Consider the following 18058-nt stretch of genomic DNA (forward strand, 5'->3'; position numbering starts at 1 on the left):
CCGTGGGAGCGGGTCAAGCTCCAGGAGCAGGAGTTCTTCGCGACCAGGAACGAGGAGATCGCGAAGGCCGCGAACAAGGCGGCCCGCGAGCGCATGATCAACGCGCTGGCCGGGAGCGAGGAGGAGGCGGACCGCGCGCTGCACGCCGAGTTCATCGCCGCCCGCCGCCTCTCCGAGGGCGTCAGCCACCTGCTCCGTGACTCCGGCCGCTTCCCGCTGGCCGGGCGGGGCGACGTCAACACCTACGCCGTCTTCGCCGAGGCGGCCTCCCTGGGCATCGCGCCGACCGGACGCCTGGGCCTGGTCCTGCCGACCGGCATCGCCACGGACGCCACGACGGCGCCGTTCTTCTCGGACCTGGTGCGCACGGCACGGATCGCGTCGTTCCTGGACTTCGAGAACGAGGCGTTCATCCTGAGCCGGGACGTGCACCACTCGGTGCGCTTCTCCCTGCTCACCGTCACGGGTGTGGGCACGCGGGTCGACAAGGCGTCCTTCGCCTTCGGCACCCGCTACATGGAGGACCTGGAGGGCCGGCGGTTCGCCATGCCCCCGGAGGAGATCCTGCTGGTCAACCCCAACACGGGCACACTTCCGGTGTTCCGCACCCGCCGCGACGCGGAGATCACCCTCGGCATCTACCGCCGGGTGCCCGTCCTGATGAGGGAGCCGGACGAGGACGGCTGGGGCGGCACCAACCCGTGGGGCCTGACGTTCATGACCATGTTCCACATGTCCAACGACTCCCACCTCTTCCGGGTCAAGGAGGAACTGGAGGGTGAGGGCTGGCGGCTGACCGGCAACGTGTTCGTCCGCCCCGAGGCGGAGGACAAGCGGCGGTACCTCCCGCTGTACGAGGCGAAGATGCTCCACCACTTCGACCACCGCCTCGGCACGTACGAGGGCCAGACCCAGGCCCAGGCCAACATGGGCACCCTCCCGCGCGTGACGCCGGAACAGCACGACGCCCCGGACTTCGCTCCGCTGCCCAGGTATTGGGCACCTGAGTTCGATGTGGACTCGGGCAAGCGGGACAGGAAGAACAACCGGATCATGTGGGCGGGGGCTGCTACGCGTTTGGCGGACAAAGAGTGGTATGGGGATTGGCTCCTTGGGTGGCGTGACATCTGCCGCTCCTCGGACCGCAGGACGATGATCAACACTGCTCTGCGACGCACCGCTGTTCCTGATGGCACCCTGCTGATGCTGCCTGCCATTGGCAACCCTGCTTTGCTTCAGGCGGCGTTGTCCTCATACGTGCTCGACTACGTTGCGCGTCAGAAGTTCAGCGGTACACACTTGAAGTTCTTCACGGCTTACCAGCTCCCAGTCCCTGGACCTGAGGCAGGTGAAGAGTCGTGTCCATGGAGCCGTGCCGAGAGCATTGCAGCGTGGGTTGCCCGAAGGGTGGCGGAACTCGCCTACACCGCATGGGACATGCAGGCCTTCTCCAAGGCCATTGGCGTGGAAGGTAGCCCGTTCCGCTGGAATGAAGCGCGGCGGGCACTGCTGCGCGCGGAACTCGATGCCGGGTTCTTCCACATTTACGGGCTGGCCCGCGATGACGTTGCCTACGTGATGGACACGTTCTCGCGGCTCAAGGGCGACGAGGAGGCAGCCTTCGGCTCCTACCGCACCAAGGACCTCATCCTCGACATCTACGACCGCATGGAGGAAGCCCGGATGACCGGCGGCGAGTACCGGACCGTGCTGGACCCGCCGCCGGGGGAGGGGCCGCGCCACGAGGCCTGAGTGCCGTGGCCTCGGGTGGGTCGGTCAGATCCGGTCCCGCCCGAGGTCCGTGACGAACCCGGCCCATGCGCTCCGCGCGAACGCGAGCTGGGGGCCACTGCGTTCTTTGGAGTCCCGGACGCGAACGACGGTGGCCTCGGCGGCGACCTCGACGCACGCACCTCCTTCTCCGCTGCTGTAGCTGCTCTTGAACCAGTCCAGCCGTGCGGGCTGTTCGGTGTTCATCGGTCTCCCAGCATCTTCTCGATCAGGATCAGTGACTCTTCTGGCGTGAGTGCTTGTGCCCTGATGCTGCCGTAGCGTGCGGCAAGGATACGTACCTCGTCCGGATCTGTGATCAGGCGACTGATGTGTTGTACTTCCAGGTACGCCACCTGAGGCTTGCCCTTCGGGGTGAGCAGGATGAACGGCCCGCCCAGGCTGGGATGTTCCTTGCGTTCCGTTGGCAGTACCTGAAGCTCCACACTGCGTAGCCCGCCGAACCTCAGCAGCGCTTCAAGTTGTTCTCGATGAACGTCCCATCCACCGAGCGGACGGCGCAACACCGATTCCTCGATGGTGAAGGTCGTAAACGGCGGAGGCCAGCGGCTGAAGATCTGCTGGCGGTCCAGTCGCGCGGCCACGCGCCGTTCGATAGTCGCCTCGTCCAGCAAGGGCTGCCGGGTCCCGAACACTACATTTGCGTGAGCCTCCGTCTGCAGGAGCCCGGGAATCGCGAGCGAGCTGTAGTCGTGCAGCTCAACCGCCTCCGCCTCCAACCGCGCGTAATCCCTGAACCACTCCGGATGCCGCACCCGCCGCCGTGTCTTGGCCCGCTCCACATCCTCCGCCGCTGACTCCAGCAGGCCCCCACACGCCAGCAACCGGTCCACCGCGACCAGCAGTTCGGGCTGCGGGGTCCGCCGGGCCCGCTCGACCGACGAGATGGTCTCCTCGCCGTACCCGATCCGGTCGCCCAGCTCTTTCTGGCTCATCCCGGCCCGCTCCCGCGCGACCTTGACCTGCCGGCCGAGGGCCCGGAACAGGTCCGCGACCTCGTCCGTGCCGTCCGCCTCACTGCCCGTAGGAGCCTCCGCACCCGGCTGCGCTGTCATACCGCACCACCACCCAGTCTTTCCGTGTCCCGAGGACGAACCGGCGAAGTCCCGGCCGGGTCACGGCCGTACGCCCGTACATCACACCGTCCGCACCGGGACAGTCACCCTGCGTACCGACTCGTATGCTCCACACCGTAGGCAGACTCGGTCACCCTGGGTGAGGTGAACCAGGAAACCGTCACCGCATCCGGTGAGCCGGCCACCGTCGCGGGCCGCTTTTGCCGCCGAGCAGCGGCGCACCATGCAACAGAAATGACCGGAGACCGACGCAGCCAGGGAATGCGGGCCGACCCGGAAGAAGTCCGAGGCGAGTGAAGGCCCAGGCTCTCGGGGACGTCGCTCCGGTCATTGAGGCGCCGGCACGGTTGGCCGATGGTGGCGACGGCGGCGGAGGCGCGGCGTCAGCTCTCCTCCCACCGGTTCACGAGAGCCTGGACCAGGCCGGGAGTGCCGGCCACCAGAACCGGCGAGTCGAAGCCGAAGGTGTTCCCTGCCGCGCCCACAACCGTTCGTCCACGGTCACGGCACAACGCCACCCCGGCCGCCACGTCCCACGGCTTGGGGGCGATACACACGCACGCGTCGAACCAGCCCTCCGCGACGCCCACCAGGTCCAGAGCCATCGAGCCCTGCATCCTGAGGCGGTAGGCCTCGCCCTGGAGACGGCCGAGGAACCGCCGGGCGGGAACAGCGCCGGAGCCGGTTCCCGAGACGCCGACCACCGCGTGCCGCAGGTCTTCGGGTCCCGCCGCCTCTGCCGCCCGGACACGGGCCGTCGGGTCCGTCGTCCAACGCCGGCCGAGCGCGGGTGCGTGGACCACGCCGAGCAGGGGCACCCCGTCCTCGACATAGGCCAGGGAGACGGCGTACAGGGGCGAGCCGCGGGCGAAGTTCATCGTTCCGTCGATGGGGTCCAGCAACCAGCACCGGTCCGGCAGTTGGCCGTGGGGCGGTGCCGATTCCTCACCGATGACAGGAACGGTCGGCGACAGAGCCGCCAGCACCCGGCTCACACGTGCTTCCACCTCTGTGTCGGAGTCCGTCACCTCCTCGCCGGAGGCCTTGAACCGCCTCTCCGTCCACTCTCCCGACGCGGTCAGCAGCCAGTCGACCGCGTCGTCGACGGCCCTTTCGGCGACCGGGAGCAACTCCTGGAGCCCGGTCACCTCTGGGCCAGCGGCGTTTCCGCCAGCCTCTCCGCATGAGCCCCGTGCTGCCCCATGACGTAGAAGCTGAGCCGATCGAAGATCCAGGTCCCGGTGGGTTCCACACGTTCCCGCGCGGTTCGTACGAGCTCCAGGGCGACCGCCTCGGGTGCGCGGCCGAGCGTCATGTGCGGGGCGTAGGCGTCTCCGACGTAGCGATAACCGTACTTCTGGTAACTGATGCGCTCGTCGTCCGTGAAGCGGGAGACGTCCTTGTCCGTGTCGAAGGCCGTACGGTCGAGGTAGGGGTCCAGCACGGCCACGACGGATTCCTGCAGGGCCGACAGGAGGGCCGGGCGTTCCAGGGCGAGGAAGAGCCAGCCCGTGGGCTGGTAGACCACACCCGGGCTGGACAGGGGGAGTTCGCCGGGCAGGCCGAGGCCCGCCGCCGACGCGGCGATGTCCGCCAGGACCTCGGTCGGAGCGAGAGAGTCGGAGAACGGGCCCTGGAAGAGCGTCACATGGGGAAGATTGCCGTCCTCGCTGAGCGGAGGCTCCAGGGCGAGGTCCGCTCCGACGCGTCTCTGCAACCGCACAGCGGCACGCAGGTGATCGGTGCGCGGAAGTAGCGCGACACCAAGCCATTTCGTCATGGGTGAGCTCCGATTCTTCCGAGTACGTGCAGAGCCGCGTCGAGTCCCCGTCGCATGCAGACTTTCGGCGGGTCCCCGTTCAGCCGGCCGGCGATGACACCGGCGTCGAAGGCGTCGCCCCCGCCCGTCCTGTCCACCGGATCCACCTGCCTGGTCGGCTCGTGGAGGACTTTTCCGCCGGCGGTCGCCCACAGGGCACCCTCGGGCCCCATGGTCACTATCACATCGCCGGACACCAGTGCGGCGTAGCGCCGCGCGGTGGTGGCCGTGTCGAACGGAACGGCCCGCGGCAGACGAGCCGCTTCGTCGGCGTTCATGAAGTTGAGCGCCGCCCCGACCGCCAGGGCACTCATGTCCCTGCCGTTCCACTCCACGGAGACGCTGCACCCGGCTTCGTGTGCCAGGTCGACGATGCGTTTCAGCGCCGGTGTGGGCTCGCCGACGACGTGGACATGGTCCGATCCGCGTACGTCGTCCCCGGTGACGGTTTCGAACGCCGGGCCCCGGTCCGCGCCCGGGAACGTCATCATCCTCTTGCCGCCGCCCGTGGAAAGGACGACGGCAGTGCTTGTCCGGGACCCGGCCTCCATCCGCACCAAGGACGTGTCGACGCCGCACCCGCGAAGTGCTTCGAGGCACATGACGCCGGCGGCGTCGTCGCCCACGGCGGAGACGAGCCGGACCGAGCAGCCCTCGCGGGCCAGCCCGGCGGCGGTGTTCGCTCCGGCCCCTCCGGGCGCCACGGAGCATGCCTCGCCGCGTAGCTTCTCGTGTTCGACGGGGAGCCGGTCCGCCTGGGCGATGACGTCGAAGTTCGTGCCGCCGACGACCAGCACCCGCTTTCCAGCGGTCATGGCGAACCCCAGCGGTAACTCTCGAACAGTACATGGCGGACCAGTCGTTCGCGGCTGTCGGACAGCGTCTCCGGCGGGAAGGACGCGTGTGTCACCAGATCACGGACCATCCGTTCGAAGCGGTCCTCGTTCGAGCCGACCGCATGGAACGACCGCATCAGCTCCCTGTGCAACTCCGCCGGGTGCAGATCCAGTTCCTCCAGCCACGCCCGGTTCGCGATGAGCGTGTTGGCGGCCGCAGATCGCAGCCGTGCCTGGGTGGAGGCAGGGAGCATTTCGGAGTTGAGCAGTTCGAAGTACGAGTCGTCGTCATGCGCGTGCATGCGCAGGTTCTGTCCGCCGACCGCCAGGACGTCGCGGTTCAGGTGGAAAAGTTCGAGGCCGAGATGGTGCGGGACGTCGAGGACGGTCACTCCGCAGTCCCGAAGTCCCCCTTCGTCGGTGGACAGGGCCGACAACAGGTTGTCGAACATGTCGCTGTGTCTGGGCACCGCGATCTGCGCGCCTGCGGGGTTCGCCAGGAACTCCTCGGCCGTCGTGCGCCCCCAGCGGCCGGCGCGGGCGGCGAGGAGGTAGAAGTTCCGCCCTCCCATCGAGTAACCGACCCTCCCGACGGGGACGACTCGGTCGCGGACCGCCTCCTCGGTCTCGAACAGGCGTCGTACGCGTTGCTCGTTGTAGACCGCTATGTCCAGGAGGCGGGTGGAGACGTCCCGAACGAGGCTGTCGGCCCAGGGCAGTTGGACGGGCACGACGTGATGGTTGCGTCGTGCCATCGCCTTGTCGAAGCCGCAGGCCAGCAGCACCGCCTTCACCACGATCAATGTCGAGTCGGCGACACGCGTCGTGCCCGTACCGCGCTGATGGGACGAGAGCCGGTGCCTGACGGCTTCCTCGGCCAGTGAGTCGCTGGCCTTCCCGTACCAGACGGCCAGTTGGGTGAGGGCGTCGAGGCACGGCCGGACGTCCTCGGCCGAGATGTCCCCGGCCGACGCTTCCTGTGCGTGACTGCCGAAGTTGCCGTAGTTCTGGATGGTGCGGACGGCCAGGACGATCTTGGGTGGCACCAGGCCCTTGCCGGTGAGTACCGTCAGGAGGGACTCGAGTGTCGGCCTGCTGCCGACCGCCTCCCGCAGTGCGATGTCCAAGAGGATCGACTCCGCCGCTCTCCTCGCCGTACCGAGGAAGACCTCGGGATCCGATTCCGCGTATCTCAGAGCTTTTCTGTACAGCCGGAGCGGCTCACCCTCGCTGCTGGTCACTCCGTCATCCGTATCCTCTTGTCCCTGGACGCAGGTCAGGAAGATAACAGCGCACCGGCCGGGAGGACAGGCGCGAACCGGCCGATTTCACCCTCGGGCGGTTCCGGATCGTGGGGTCATCCGCTCTCCTCGGGGCCTCGGCCGCGCAGCGAGGACAGCACGAGACGGCCGTAACGCGTGGTGAGTGCCAGGGCGGTGGCCGACAGAGCGGCACCGAGCGAGAGGGTGAGGGGGACGACGCCCTTGAGATCGAGGAGCGGGAGGATGGCCAGAGCGGTGGTCAGCGGGAGGCCGAGGATGGTCAGGACCCCCAGGGCCGCGGCGATCTGCTGGCTCTCCTGGGTCTGGACGAGTCGCGCGTAGTCGGCCGCCTCCGCCAGGACTTCGTTGAAGCGTTCCGGCAGCCGGTATTGTGCCTGATAGGCGGTCAGTAAGTCGTTGGCCGGGCCGTGCGCGGTCAGATGCTGGCGCCAATAGGTGCTGCGGAAGGCGGCGATCCGCCGTTCGAGAGCGGAGACCCGGCGGGTGAGTCGAGGGCCTTCGAAGATACCCGACAGAACATCGGTCAGCTCGTCTATGTGGTCGCGCTGAACAGTGCCGAGGAGCAGTGCGTCGAGGTAGACGGTGCGGCAGTGCGACTCGGCGAAGGCGAAGAAGTCGCCGTCGCCCGAGTCCGCCCGATGGCCGAGAAATGCGGCGCCGTTGCGGAGCACCAGGGCGCTCCAGTCCGCCGACAGCCGAAGCGCCTGTGCGGTTTGTTTCGGCCACTCCTCGAGTGGTACGGGGAAGTCGGTGTCCGTGGAACGGGACGCGAGGGACCAGAGCCACCGGTCGGCGGATTTGGGCAGTCGACCGTTCCGTCGCAGCGCGGGTGTGTGGTGGACGTCGGGGGTGACGAAGGCGATCGTGTACGGGGCGCCGGCTTGAGGTACCGCGATCCCGTCGAGAAGCGCGGCGGGGGAGAGCGGGCCGTCGAGGGGATCCGGGCCTGCGCCGTGGCGGCGCCCGATGGCGCGCAGTGTCTCCAGCAGCGCGGGCCCCTCGACAGCGCAGTGCAGCACGACAAAGGCCTGGTGCGGCTGCCGCTCGGTGGTGGTGCGTAGTAACTCGATTCCCTGCAGGTGGAGCGCGCCTCGTCGGAGGTCCAGGAACCGGTGCCATCGGCAGGGCTTGCCCGGAGTGCCGTAGAGCACGCGAGCGGCGGCCGGTGTGAAGTACGTTCGCCGGGTCTCGGCATCAGTCGTCCGGCTGCCGAGGCCGAACGGCATGGGGCCGACCGGCCATGGGGGAGGGGTGGCGAGATGAACAGGAAGGATGACGGTGATCGTTTGCCGTACGCCGGTGAGAGAACCGAGATCCCCGGTCAATGGTGAGTGCCTCCTGACAGTCCGGGTGGGCGCGAACGGCCAGAGCTGGACCGCCTCCGGACAACCGGTGGCGGATCCCAAGACGGTGCCGGCACCGCCACCGGGGCCGTGGACATGAGGGCGGACTGCTGTGGTCCTGGGAGAGCAGGTCAGATCCGGTTCCGCCCGAGGTCCGCGACGAACCCGGACCATGTGCTTCGGGTGAACGCGAGGTGGGGGCCGCCGCGTTCCTTGGAGTCCCGTACGTGTATGGCGGTCGTGTCGGCGGCGACCTCGACGCACTCGCCGCCGTCTCCGCCGCTGTATGTGCTCTTGAACCAGTTGAGTTCGTTGGGCTGTTGGCTGTTCATCAGTCTCCCAGCAGCTTCTCGATCAAGGCCGAGGACCCAGCCGGGTTGAGCGCCTGTCCCCGGATGCTTCCGTAGCGTGCGGCCAGCATACGGACCTCCTCCGGATCTGTGATCAGCCGGTTGACGCTTTGGAACTCCCCGTACCCGACCTGTGGTTTACCTTTAGGGGTGAGCAGGATGAACGGTCCCTCCATGCCCGCGTGTCCCTGGCACTTCAGCGGAAGCACTTGGACCTCCACGTTACGCGGTTGCCCCACTTCCAGGAGATGCCGCATCTGCTCTCGCTGTACTGCCCGGCCGCCGATCTCCCGGAGCAGTACCGACTCCTCGATGACCGCTGTCACCATCGGCGGAGGCCAGCGGGTCAGGATCTGCTGACGGCCGAGCCGTGCCTCCACCCGCCGCTCGATGGTCTCCTCGTCCAGGAACGGGCGTCGTGCTGTGAAGATGGTCTGTGCGTACCCTCTTGTTTGCAAGAGCCCTGGAATCGTCAGCGTGCTGTAGAAGCAGATTTCCACCGCCTCCGCCTCCAACCGGGCGTAGTCCTTGAACCACTCCGGATGCCGCACCCGCCGCCGCGTCTTCGCCCGCTCCACATCCTCCGCCGCTGACTCCAGCAGGCCCCCGCACGCCAGCAACCGGTCCACCGCGACCAGCAGTTCGGGCTGCGGGGTCCGCCGGGCCCGCTCGACCGACGAGATGGTCTCCTCGCCGTACCCGATCCGGTCGCCCAGCTCTTTCTGGCTCATCCCGGCCCGCTCCCGCGCGACCTTGACCTGCCGGCCGAGGGCCCGGAACAGGTCCGCGACCTCGTCCGTGCCGTCCGCCTCACTGCCCGTAGGAGCCTCCGCACCCGGCTGCACTGCCATGCCGCACCACCACCCAGTCTTCCGTGTCCCGAGGACGAACCGGCGAAGTCCCGGCCAGGTCACGGCCGTACGCCCGTACATCACACCGTCCGCATCGGGACAGTCACCCTGCGTACTGCCCGGTGTGCTCCACAAGGTAAGCCGACTCGGTCACCCTCGGTGAGGTGAACCAGGAAACTGTCACCGCACCCGGTGAACCAACCATCGTCGCGGGCCGCTTCAGCACCACGTTCCCCACCACCGCACGCGGCGCGCACACCGCCCGCCATGCCGCCGAGCGCTGGCTCGCCGCGCAGCAAGGATGGCCGGAGGCCGCCGCCGCCGACGGCACGGCCGCGGCCTCTCTCCTCATCGCCGAACTGACCGCGAACGCCGCCCTGCACGGCCGGGTGCAGGGCAGGAACGCACGCCTTGCCCTCATCCTGACGCCCACCACCCTCCGTATCGAGGTCACCGACGCGCGAGGCGAACGTCCGCCCGTGCCGACACCGGACGCCGACGCGGACGGCGAGTCCGGACGGGGCCTGCTCCTCGTCGCCTCCCTCGCCGACGACTGGGGCTGCGAGCCGTACCGTCCGGGCGGGAAGACGGTGTGGGCGGAGTGCGCCCGGCGATCCGCCCGGACAGGGGGGTAGGCAGGGCAGTCCGGCGCCCGGTGCCCCGCCCTCACCCTGGCCCGGCCGTCGGCCGGCGGGGCCTCAGGACGTGCCCCGGCTCTCCCAGCGGTCCCGGAACCAGGTCAGTGTCTCGGCGAGGAGTTCGCGGTTGCGGTTCTTCTCCAGCAGGGACAGCCGGATGTTGGGACGCAGCTCCAGCTTGCCCTCCGGGATGTCGACACCATCCAGGGCGTTGAGGCGCGTGAGGAGTTCGGCGCGCAGCGCGCGGTCGGTGAACGGGGCCCGTGCAGCCATGTACTGGAACACCACCTCCGCCGTGCCCCCGCGCCCGGCGCCCGGGTAGAGCGTCATCGGCCAGATGCCGCGACCGGGGCCGCCCGCCTCGCCGAGCGCGCGGTGGTGGTCTCCTCGGGACTGGCCCGCGGTGTGGACACCGCGGCGCACACGGCGACGCTTGACGCCGGCGGCCGGACGGTCGCCGTGGTCGGTACGGGCATCGCGGTCCCCATGTACCCGCCGGAGAACCGCGGCCTGGCCGACCGTACCGTTGCGGAGGGCGGTGCCGTCGTGTCCCAGTTCTGGCCGACGGCCGGCCCGGCCCGCTGAACGTTCCCACGGCGCAATGTGACCATGAGCGGCTTCACTCAGGGCACGGTCGTGATCGAGGCGTCCCGGACCTCGGGCGCGAAGATGCAGGCGCGCATCGCGTCGGAGCACGGGAAGCGGGTGTTCCTGCTGCGCTTGCTGGTCGCCGCCCAGCCGTGGGCGGCGAAGATGCTTGAAGAGGGACGAGCGGCCGTGGTGGACGAGCTGACCGACGTCCTTCAGGAGCTGGCCGGTGCGGAGCAGGTGCGCAGGGCCGGCGAGCAGCGTCAGCAACTGGCGCCGGCCATCCTGTGAGACACGTCGAGGGACTGGAATCCCTCGGATTCCCGCACTGCGTCCGTTGCCCGTACTACCTGGGTGGCAGCGCTCGCATCTGTGCCGACTGCGCGGCCCGATCCCTGGAGCTGGTTCCCGGGGCCCACTGCCCGGTGTGAAGCCAGGCGCCGGGGACGGGGGCGTGGCTGCTCGAACCTTCTGTGCGGACTGTCGTCGGACGAGCGGGGGTTCAGCCGCGTCGACGCCATCGCGATGTTCTCGGGCGATCCGGAGAAGGCGGTGCGGCGCCTCAAGTACGACGGGGCCTGGGACTGGGCCACCATCTTCGGGCGCCGAGCATGCCAGGGGCCCTTCTCCTGGAGGACCTGGTGGGGAGACGGGCTGGGTCGAATTCATCCGGCGTGAATCTGCGCCCGGGGGCGTGCGAAATCAACTATGCAACCACTGGCGGGCGTTGGCGATTGACGGCGACCGTGAACAGCCTTCACGCTTGGCGAGAAAACGTGAAGACCGTTCACGGGAGATGTCGTGCAGGACGCATCCGATGCTGACGACCAGCTCGTTGGTCTGTTCGAAGTGGCGGAAATGGCCGGCGTCAGCCGGACAGTCATCGCTAATTGGCGTACTCGCGACAAACGTTTCCCATCTCCCGTCGCGGATCTGCGCAGCGGACCGGTCTTCCAGGCGAGTCGCATTCGGCGCTACCTCAAGCGGAGGAAGAAGTACATGGCTTATGTCATCTCGACCATCAACCTGAAGGGTGGCGTGGGAAAGACGACCACCACGGTGGGGCTTGCGGAGTTCCTCTCCGCAGAGTTCGGCAAGAGGGTGCTGGTCATCGACCTCGATCCGCAGACCAACCTGACGACGGTTCTCATCGGTGAGAAGAAGTGGAAGGTTCTCAACGACAACGGGCACACTCTGGCGACCCTCTTCCAGGACGCCCTCCGGCCTGATGGTGAGCCCGAGGAGTTCGATCTGGAGAAGACGCTCCAGCGCAACGTCTCACCGGTGAAAGCGGTCAGGAAGGTAGATCTCCTGCCGTCGTCGCTGGATCTCATCGATGTTCAGGACCGTCTGGCGACCATGTCCTCGGGGCGTTTCTATTCCAACAACCCGACCGACCTTCTGCGCAAGGCGGTTCGGAAGATCACCGACGACTACGACTACGTCCTGGTCGACTGCCCGCCCAACCTCGGCATCGTCACTCTGAACGGGCTGCGTATCTCTGACGGGTACATCATTCCGACGATTCCCGATGTCCTGTCCACCTATGGTATCCCTCAGATTCAGCGGCGGGTACGGGACTTCGCCGAAGGCTTGGCGGACAGGGATGAGATCGTTGAAATCGGAATCGTGGTGACGAAGTACAGGGCGAATTCCACCGTTCATCAGAACACCGTTCGGCGACTCAAGGACGGCAAGGGGGAACTGCCGACCGTGCTGTCGCCCTACATTCCCGAGAGGGACGGCATCGCCGCTTCCGCGGAATTCACCGACCGCGGCACCCTGCGTCAGAAGTATGGATACCGCGGAGAGTACGATGCCTTCCGCGCCATGACGAAGGAGTTCATCGAACTGGTCAAGGAGAAGGTGTGACCGAGCAGAGCGACACTCGGCCCGACGACAGCAGCACGTTGCGTGCCCCGTTGCAAGAGGCCGAGGAAGCCCTGACGAAGCTCGGCGCGTCCCACCCGGAACTCGCGGGCACCCTGGCGCGTGTCCTCGCCGTGGTGGCATCCGAAGCCGCGCGGACGCCTCGCTTTGCCAAGACACTGAGCAAGGCCCTCACCCCTTCCGAACCACACACCACGTCCCGCTTGGCCGAACGCCCGCGGCGAAGCAGCCGGAGGGCCCCCGGAGTAATCGAGCCGTTCGCGGTCTTCGCCGAGGCCGGCGAGACGGGACTTCGTTCACGCCTGGGCGAGCTCAACCTCGAACAACTGCGGGACATCATCTCCGAGCACGGGATGGACCACGACCGGCTGGCGATGAAGTGGAAGGACCCCCAGCGGGTCATCGACCGCATCGTGGAGCGCGTCGAATCGCGGACCGCGAAGGGAACCGCCTTCCGGGGGCGGTCGGAGCAGTCCACGACGCCGCACAGCGAGGCTGGGGATCCGGTGGGCGACGAGCCGTCAGCATGAACTGAGACGGCCGCACGATCACCACCTCGGCTCTCGTTCAGGCGCGCACACCACAGGGCGTACGCGCAGTCCATCTCGTCCAGCGCGGCGCGCGTGAACCGCGTGTCAGTGAAGGAGCGGTCGACGATCCTGCCGGTGAGGGAGACGGCAGCAACGCCATTGCTGGTGCGTGCCACCCCGCATCACGTCAACCCTGCCGCCTCGTCAGAACCGGAAGCCGAACAGCCCGCCCTCCTCGTACCTGTCGTCGAGCTTCGGCTCGATCGGTGACACGTGCTGCACCGAACCGAGGAGCCGTACCTGCTCCAGTACATCGGAGTTGAGGGTCACGATGTACTGGAGCCCCTCACGGGCGCACACCTCCTCGGCGAGTTTGAGGGCCTCCGCGATCTGCCGCTCGTCGACGCCGTCGAAGAGATGACTGTCGTGGACGAGGAAGTCGGGTCCCCTGCCGTGCCGGTGGCAGATCACGGCAGCCGTCAGATCCAGACAGAAGATCACCATGCGGTTGATGCCGAGACTGTCCCCGCTGTCGACGTGCGGGGTGATCTCCAGGCTGTGGGTGCCCGCATCGATGAGGAGGTAGGCGTCGCGCTCGCCGCCGTACAGCCGGCGGGCGAACTCGGTGAACATCAGGATGGCCTCGCGTGTCTGGGATGCGCGCTCTTCGATGTCCGCCTTCAGGGTGGTCCGCAGCGTGGCCCGTTGCTCGGCGATCTCCCGTTGGCTGCTTTCCAGCGCGAGAGCCGTCTCGTGCTGCTTTCGCAGGGCGGCCAGGGTGGCCTGCTTCTGGGCGAGAAGCTGCTGCCGCGCCGTCAGGCCGTCCAGTGCTCCGCCCTCCTGAAGTGCCCTGAGGGTGGCTGACAGCTCGTCACCGAGACGGGTGCGTTCCTCTTCGCGGTCCGCGAGCCGGCGCTCGATCTCGGCGATCTCTTCGGAGAGGTAGCGGCGCCGGTTGCGCACAATGGAGTGGTGGAAGCCGCGTACATCGTCGAAACTGCGGCGTACACCGTCGGGAAGTACCACGCCGAGTTCGTTGTACACCCGTTCCAGGTATTCGGTTTCCGGGTCGTTCGTCTCCGCCACGGCACGTCGGAGGTCGGCCAGGTTGCGCCGGTCGATGACGTCTTCGTCCGGCAGCGCGCGCACCCGCCGGTCGAGTTCGTCCGCCTGCTTCTTGAGCTCCTCGTAGGCGGGTACCACGCGGAAGGCGCTCACCTCACGGGTGAGACGCTCGACATCCGCTTCCGCTACGACGATCTTCGTGCGGAGGTCGGCGGTGCTGCCGACCACACGGGCCCAGGCGGGATCGTCCATGGCGGCACGCAACTGCTTGCGGGTCGCTTCCCGTGCCGCGATCTCACGGTACCGGGCAGCCAGTTGCCAGCCGAGCCCCAGCAGATAGGCGAGGTTCGCCGTGGCGTCCGACGGGCGCTGCTGCGGGAACGTCTGCACCGGGCTGTTGAAGGCATGGGCACCGGCACGGCGCAACAGTAGGGAGAGCATGGCGCGACCGGAGATCCCTGGGCCGTGGTCGGCGGGCAGGCGGAACAGGTGGCTCTCGATGGCCCGAGTCCACTCGGTGACAGTGAGCTCGTCGAAGTACTCGAAGCCGTCGTCGTCGAAGTCGAGGCCCTGCTGGACGCGTTCCCCCAGGAGGGCGTTGGTCTCGACGACCTTGTGACGCTTCCCGCACCTGCTCACCTTGACCTGCCGGGCCTGGCCCGGCCAGTCCAGCTCGAGGGTGAACCGGATGTTGCGCAGCGCCGGCCGGGTCACCAGGGAGTGTTTGCGCACGGTCGAGCCCAGCAGGAAGTGCAGCAGCTCGATCATGCTGGACTTCCCGGTGCCGTTGCGGCTGTCCGTACCGGAGGACTCGCCTCGCGTATGAGCCACGAGGAGGTTGAGGCCGGTGCGGAAGGTGACCGTGCGGAAGCGGGGGTCGTCAGCGCTGAGACGGTGCAGCATGGCTCTTCCTCCTGATCAGCAGACCGTCACGCAGTTCCAGGGCACCGAGTGAGTAGAGCACGTCGAGACCGAGCACGAACCACTCGAAGCTGACGGGGGAGCGGTGCCCCAGTTCCTCGCGCCGCGACCGGAACTCCGACCACGCCTGCGACACGGTCATCGGATGATTCAGGATCATGGAGATCTGTGCACCCACGGCGAGCAGGGACCGGTCCGGGGAGATGCCCTTGGTAGGGGTGATCACGTGTCCTCCTGCCCCGGCGCCCCCGGTGTCCACCCCGCGGGCGGGACTTCGTACAGGTCGCAGCGCTCGAAGAAGTGGGCCAGAATGATCGACGCGCACTTGGTGGTGGTGATGGTGACCGAGCGGTTGCCGACAATGTACTGGTGCAGACGGTGCCAGAGGTCCTCGTCGCTCCCCGGCTCGTCGCGGACCTGCGAGTAGTACGCGCGGAACCCCTGGGCCACCCGGTCGTGTTCGTCGACGGAGTTCAGCCCGGCGTAGTACGCGTCGACCAAGTGGCTGTACCGCAGTCCCTCGGTCAGCGCCGCGTGCACCTCCGGGCCGACACGGGCCCGGTTGAACTCGATCTTGTATGCGTTGACATCCGGAATCGCGTCCAGCGGGGCGCTGGTGCGCCGGCGCGTACCGAGGTGTTCCAGCAGCGGGGCGAGATTGGCGAGCCCGATCGAATACACGCGGTCCTCCACCGGGATCGGGGTCCCGAGGAGGTCCTCGACCTCGACGAGGTCCAGGCGGACCACGTCACTGCCGATCCGGTCCGCGTCGTAGATGTCGATGCCGACCGGGTGCACCTTTGTCCTGGCCCGACTGATGGTCAGACTCAGAAAGGGGTGGATGCCGGGGTCCCGACTGTCGTTGACCGTGAACCTGAACGTCGTGAAGGTGCCCTTGCGTTTGGTCATCGCCTTGTGGAGGTCCGAGCGGAACTTCTTCCGTACGTCGGCGAGTACCTCGGTGCGTGGCGAGTAACAGGCATAAAGGATTTTTTCGCTGAGCATCAGGCCGTCCGCGCCCACGTCGCCCAGCGGGCCGTGGGCCCGCACCGGCAGGTAGTCGGCGTGCAGAAGGCCGAGCAGTCTGTCCACGAACCGCTCGAACTGGGTACCGTCCATATCGACGAGCTGTTGACGCAGTAACAAGCGCGCAAACATACGCTGTGTGAAATCCACCGTGCTGCCCCCTGTTCTGGACGCTCAGATCCGGCTGCGCAGCACGCTGAGCGAGACACCTTCGCCGGTGCGCCAGGCATCCCACCCGTTGACCTTGCAGTGCGCCACGGCGTCACAGGCCCCTGACGGAGAGTCGTATATGCGGCCGTCGTCGAGCCGAAGGCGACCTTCAGGAGTGACGTACGCCAGATACCTCTGTGCGAGGTTGCGGCGGCGCCAGACCAGTCGCTGCCCGGGTTCCAACAACCCTGCGTCGAGCAGCGGTCCGAGTGGGCCCGGTCGCACGGGCCGTGCATCGAGAGCCAGAAGACGCCGCAGCACGCTGTTGGGGGTATCGATCAGTGGCTGGGCCTCGCGCTGCAGACGCTCGAACACCTCGTCGTCCACAACGATCGTTCGTCTGGACATGGACGCCCCCTCTTTTTCTCCCATGCCGACCTGGAGGAGAAAGTAGGGCGGGCTCGGAGCTGTTGTCCAATTCTCACGCGCGACTGCCCTCCAGGAACAACCGAGCGCCATCCGTGATGTGCGGCACCGTCGGCGACGATCGCGAGCGCCACCCGTAAACTGAGTCAACGGCCGTGCTGAGGATCGGCGCTGACGAAGGTGGGGAGCATGCCGCAGATCGCGATCACCAGCACGTTCTGGCAAGGCGTCGACCGGCTGGACAAGCCGGCCCGTGCCCGGGTTCACAAGGCGATGGCCAAGTTCTAGCAGCTGACGGTCCCGCAACTGCACGCGGACAAGGGGCTGCACCTGGAGTCCGTGGTCAGCTCCCGTGACCCCCGGATGCGGACGATCCGCGTCGACGACGGACTCCGGATCGTGCTGCTCGCGCCCGACGACGGCAGCGACCTCTTCGTCTTCGTGCACGTTGTCCCACACGACAAGGCCTACTCCTGGGCCCGGCGACGGCTCTACACGGTCAACAGCGTGACCCGCTGCCTGGAGGTGCGCGACCTGACCGCGATGGAGCAGATCACCCCGCTGTTCGCCCAGGAGGCCGCCGCCGCTCCCCAACTGCTGTTCGCCCCCTGGTCGGACACCGTGCTGCGGCACCTCGGGATCGACGACGTCACCCTGCGCGCCGCCCGCACCATAGGCCACCGAGCCCGTCGACCCCACCTGCACCGCCTGCGGCGAAACAGCCACCACCGCGCCGCGCCGCTACATCGAGCCGGTCTACGGCTTCGTCGCCGCACGCGGACCCCAGCGCCGCCCGGGGCAGACCCCGCCGCGCCGCTCCTGGTACGGCGACACCCACATGTCCACCGACACCGCGGACATCCACGAGGGGACCACCGTCTTCGCCTCCGATCACACCACGGCCTGGTCGGCGGGCGCCCGGGGAGAGATGGTCGTCGTCTCGGAGGGGCCGGGCGGTGCCGGGTACGAGATCTGCGACTGGTGCGGCTGGGGTCGTCCGCACGCCCGCGCGGCATCGCGGCGTGCGGGGCACCCTCATCTCCTGAAGGACGCGCAGTGCACCGGCCCACTGCGGGTCGTGTCCCTCGCGCACCGGTACCAGACGGACTTCCTCCAGATCCATCTCGACCCGCTCACCGCCCTCAGTGCGACGCAGGAAACCCTGCGTTCCGGTCTCTACGCGCTCTTGGAGGGTGCGGCCACCCACCTGGAGATCAGCCGGGACGACATCGACGGCACGGTCCACATCGGAACCGACGGAATGCCGTCGCTGCTGCTCTTCGACACCACACCGGGCGGCGCGGGCAACGCGATCCGCATCGGAGAGCACCTCGAACCGGTCGTCGAGGCCGCACTCGCCCGCGTCGGCGCTTGCGAGTGCGGCCCGGAGAGCAGCTGCCACGCATGCCTGCGAACCTTCCGCAACGAGCGCTTCCACGAGTTGTTGAGTCGAAGTGAAGCCATCGCGCTACTCG

The 18058-nt window shown here is 67.8% G+C and carries 18 protein-coding genes and 3 pseudogenes; 7 read left to right on the forward strand and 14 right to left on the reverse strand.

What is annotated here, in order from left to right; genetic code table 11:
- Window positions 1-1752: pseudogene (locus RH94_RS43945) on the forward strand (Eco57I restriction-modification methylase domain-containing protein); the annotation flags it as partial.
- Window positions 1753-1776: 24 nt separating this feature from the next.
- On the opposite strand, the gene RH94_RS19665 reads toward RH94_RS43945, so the two are convergent.
- The 9 genes from RH94_RS19665 to RH94_RS19705 all read right to left on the reverse strand — a co-directional run bounded on the left by RH94_RS19665 (window position 1777) and on the right by RH94_RS19705 (window position 9349).
- Window positions 1777-1977, reverse strand: coding sequence for a DUF397 domain-containing protein (locus RH94_RS19665; protein ID WP_073948849.1), 201 nt, complete (start codon window positions 1975-1977; stop codon window positions 1777-1779).
- The gene (locus tag RH94_RS19670) at window positions 1974-2846 is read right to left on the reverse strand and encodes a helix-turn-helix domain-containing protein (RefSeq protein ID WP_073948850.1); all 873 of its coding nucleotides are present in this window, start codon (window positions 2844-2846) and stop codon (window positions 1974-1976) included. Before RH94_RS19670 ends, RH94_RS19665 begins: the two co-directional genes overlap by 4 nt.
- 404 nt (window positions 2847-3250) lie before the next feature.
- Window positions 3251-4015: an inositol monophosphatase family protein gene (locus RH94_RS19675; RefSeq protein WP_073948851.1), complete on the reverse strand. Its 765-nt coding sequence runs from the start codon at window positions 4013-4015 to the stop codon at window positions 3251-3253.
- Window positions 4012-4590, reverse strand: a complete 579-nt coding sequence (locus tag RH94_RS19680; RefSeq protein WP_234425887.1) for a 2'-5' RNA ligase family protein — start codon at window positions 4588-4590, stop codon at window positions 4012-4014. The genes RH94_RS19675 and RH94_RS19680 overlap by 4 nt, the downstream gene beginning before the upstream one ends.
- Before the next feature lie 53 nt (window positions 4591-4643).
- On the reverse strand, window positions 4644-5501 hold the full coding sequence (locus tag RH94_RS19685) for a carbohydrate kinase family protein (protein ID WP_234425888.1): 858 nt from the start codon (window positions 5499-5501) through the stop codon (window positions 4644-4646).
- The gene (locus tag RH94_RS19690; RefSeq protein ID WP_073948854.1) at window positions 5498-6649 is read right to left on the reverse strand and encodes a hypothetical protein; all 1152 of its coding nucleotides are present in this window, start codon (window positions 6647-6649) and stop codon (window positions 5498-5500) included. Before RH94_RS19690 ends, RH94_RS19685 begins: the two co-directional genes overlap by 4 nt.
- A gap of 230 nt (window positions 6650-6879) precedes the next feature.
- On the reverse strand, window positions 6880-8031 hold the full coding sequence (locus RH94_RS19695; protein ID WP_234425889.1) for a hypothetical protein: 1152 nt from the start codon (window positions 8029-8031) through the stop codon (window positions 6880-6882).
- A gap of 248 nt (window positions 8032-8279) precedes the next feature.
- On the reverse strand, window positions 8280-8480 hold the full coding sequence (locus tag RH94_RS19700; protein ID WP_073948856.1) for a DUF397 domain-containing protein: 201 nt from the start codon (window positions 8478-8480) through the stop codon (window positions 8280-8282).
- Entirely contained in the window at window positions 8480-9349 is an 870-nt protein-coding gene (locus RH94_RS19705; RefSeq protein ID WP_073948857.1) for a helix-turn-helix domain-containing protein, read from the reverse strand. Before RH94_RS19705 ends, RH94_RS19700 begins: the two co-directional genes overlap by 1 nt.
- Window positions 9350-9513: 164 nt before the next feature.
- Here RH94_RS19705 and RH94_RS19710 point away from each other — a divergent pair, with 164 nt between their 5' ends.
- Window positions 9514-9984, forward strand: coding sequence for an ATP-binding protein (locus tag RH94_RS19710; RefSeq protein WP_073945977.1), 471 nt, complete (start codon window positions 9514-9516; stop codon window positions 9982-9984).
- A 63-nt stretch (window positions 9985-10047) separates the two neighbouring features.
- Here RH94_RS19710 and RH94_RS19715 read toward each other — a convergent pair whose 3' ends face one another.
- A complete protein-coding gene (locus tag RH94_RS19715; protein ID WP_234425468.1) occupies window positions 10048-10317 on the reverse strand; it encodes a hypothetical protein in 270 nt (89 codons plus the stop codon).
- Window positions 10318-10392: 75 nt separating this feature from the next.
- Between RH94_RS19715 and RH94_RS38895 the strand changes: the two are divergent.
- The 3 genes and pseudogenes from RH94_RS38895 (at window position 10393) to RH94_RS19740 (ending at window position 12995) form a co-directional block, all read left to right on the forward strand.
- Window positions 10393-10866 (forward strand): annotated as a pseudogene (locus tag RH94_RS38895) (DNA-processing protein DprA).
- Window positions 10867-11376: 510 nt separating this feature from the next.
- Window positions 11377-12447 (forward strand): AAA family ATPase, encoded by a 1071-nt coding sequence (locus RH94_RS19735; protein ID WP_234425467.1) that lies wholly within the window; start codon window positions 11377-11379, stop codon window positions 12445-12447.
- Window positions 12444-12995 (forward strand): hypothetical protein, encoded by a 552-nt coding sequence (locus tag RH94_RS19740; protein ID WP_073945974.1) that lies wholly within the window; start codon window positions 12444-12446, stop codon window positions 12993-12995. The genes RH94_RS19735 and RH94_RS19740 overlap by 4 nt, the downstream gene beginning before the upstream one ends.
- Window positions 12996-13199: 204 nt before the next feature.
- Here RH94_RS19740 and RH94_RS19745 read toward each other — a convergent pair whose 3' ends face one another.
- From RH94_RS19745 to RH94_RS19760, 4 genes are all read right to left on the reverse strand, one after another.
- Complete coding sequence (locus RH94_RS19745) at window positions 13200-14963, reverse strand: ABC-three component system protein (protein ID WP_073945973.1); 1764 nt, start codon at window positions 14961-14963, stop codon at window positions 13200-13202.
- Window positions 14941-15207 (reverse strand): ABC-three component system middle component 6, encoded by a 267-nt coding sequence (locus RH94_RS19750; protein WP_073945972.1) that lies wholly within the window; start codon window positions 15205-15207, stop codon window positions 14941-14943. The genes RH94_RS19745 and RH94_RS19750 overlap by 23 nt, the downstream gene beginning before the upstream one ends.
- Complete coding sequence (locus tag RH94_RS19755; protein WP_073945971.1) at window positions 15204-16100, reverse strand: ABC-three component system protein; 897 nt, start codon at window positions 16098-16100, stop codon at window positions 15204-15206. The genes RH94_RS19750 and RH94_RS19755 overlap by 4 nt, the downstream gene beginning before the upstream one ends.
- Window positions 16101-16181: 81 nt before the next feature.
- Window positions 16182-16565 (reverse strand): restriction system modified-DNA reader domain-containing protein, encoded by a 384-nt coding sequence (locus RH94_RS19760; protein ID WP_158073003.1) that lies wholly within the window; start codon window positions 16563-16565, stop codon window positions 16182-16184.
- A gap of 207 nt (window positions 16566-16772) precedes the next feature.
- Between RH94_RS19760 and RH94_RS46720 the strand changes: the two are divergent.
- Window positions 16773-17262, forward strand: a pseudogene (locus RH94_RS46720) (DNA helicase UvrD); the annotation flags it as partial.
- A 159-nt stretch (window positions 17263-17421) separates the two neighbouring features.
- The coding region (locus tag RH94_RS19770; protein WP_234425890.1) for a DUF1998 domain-containing protein at window positions 17422-18058 on the forward strand (637 nt) is incomplete at its 3' end.

The sequence above is a fragment of the Streptomyces kebangsaanensis genome (assembly GCF_001906585.1).
Classification (GTDB): domain Bacteria; phylum Actinomycetota; class Actinomycetes; order Streptomycetales; family Streptomycetaceae; genus Streptomyces; species Streptomyces kebangsaanensis.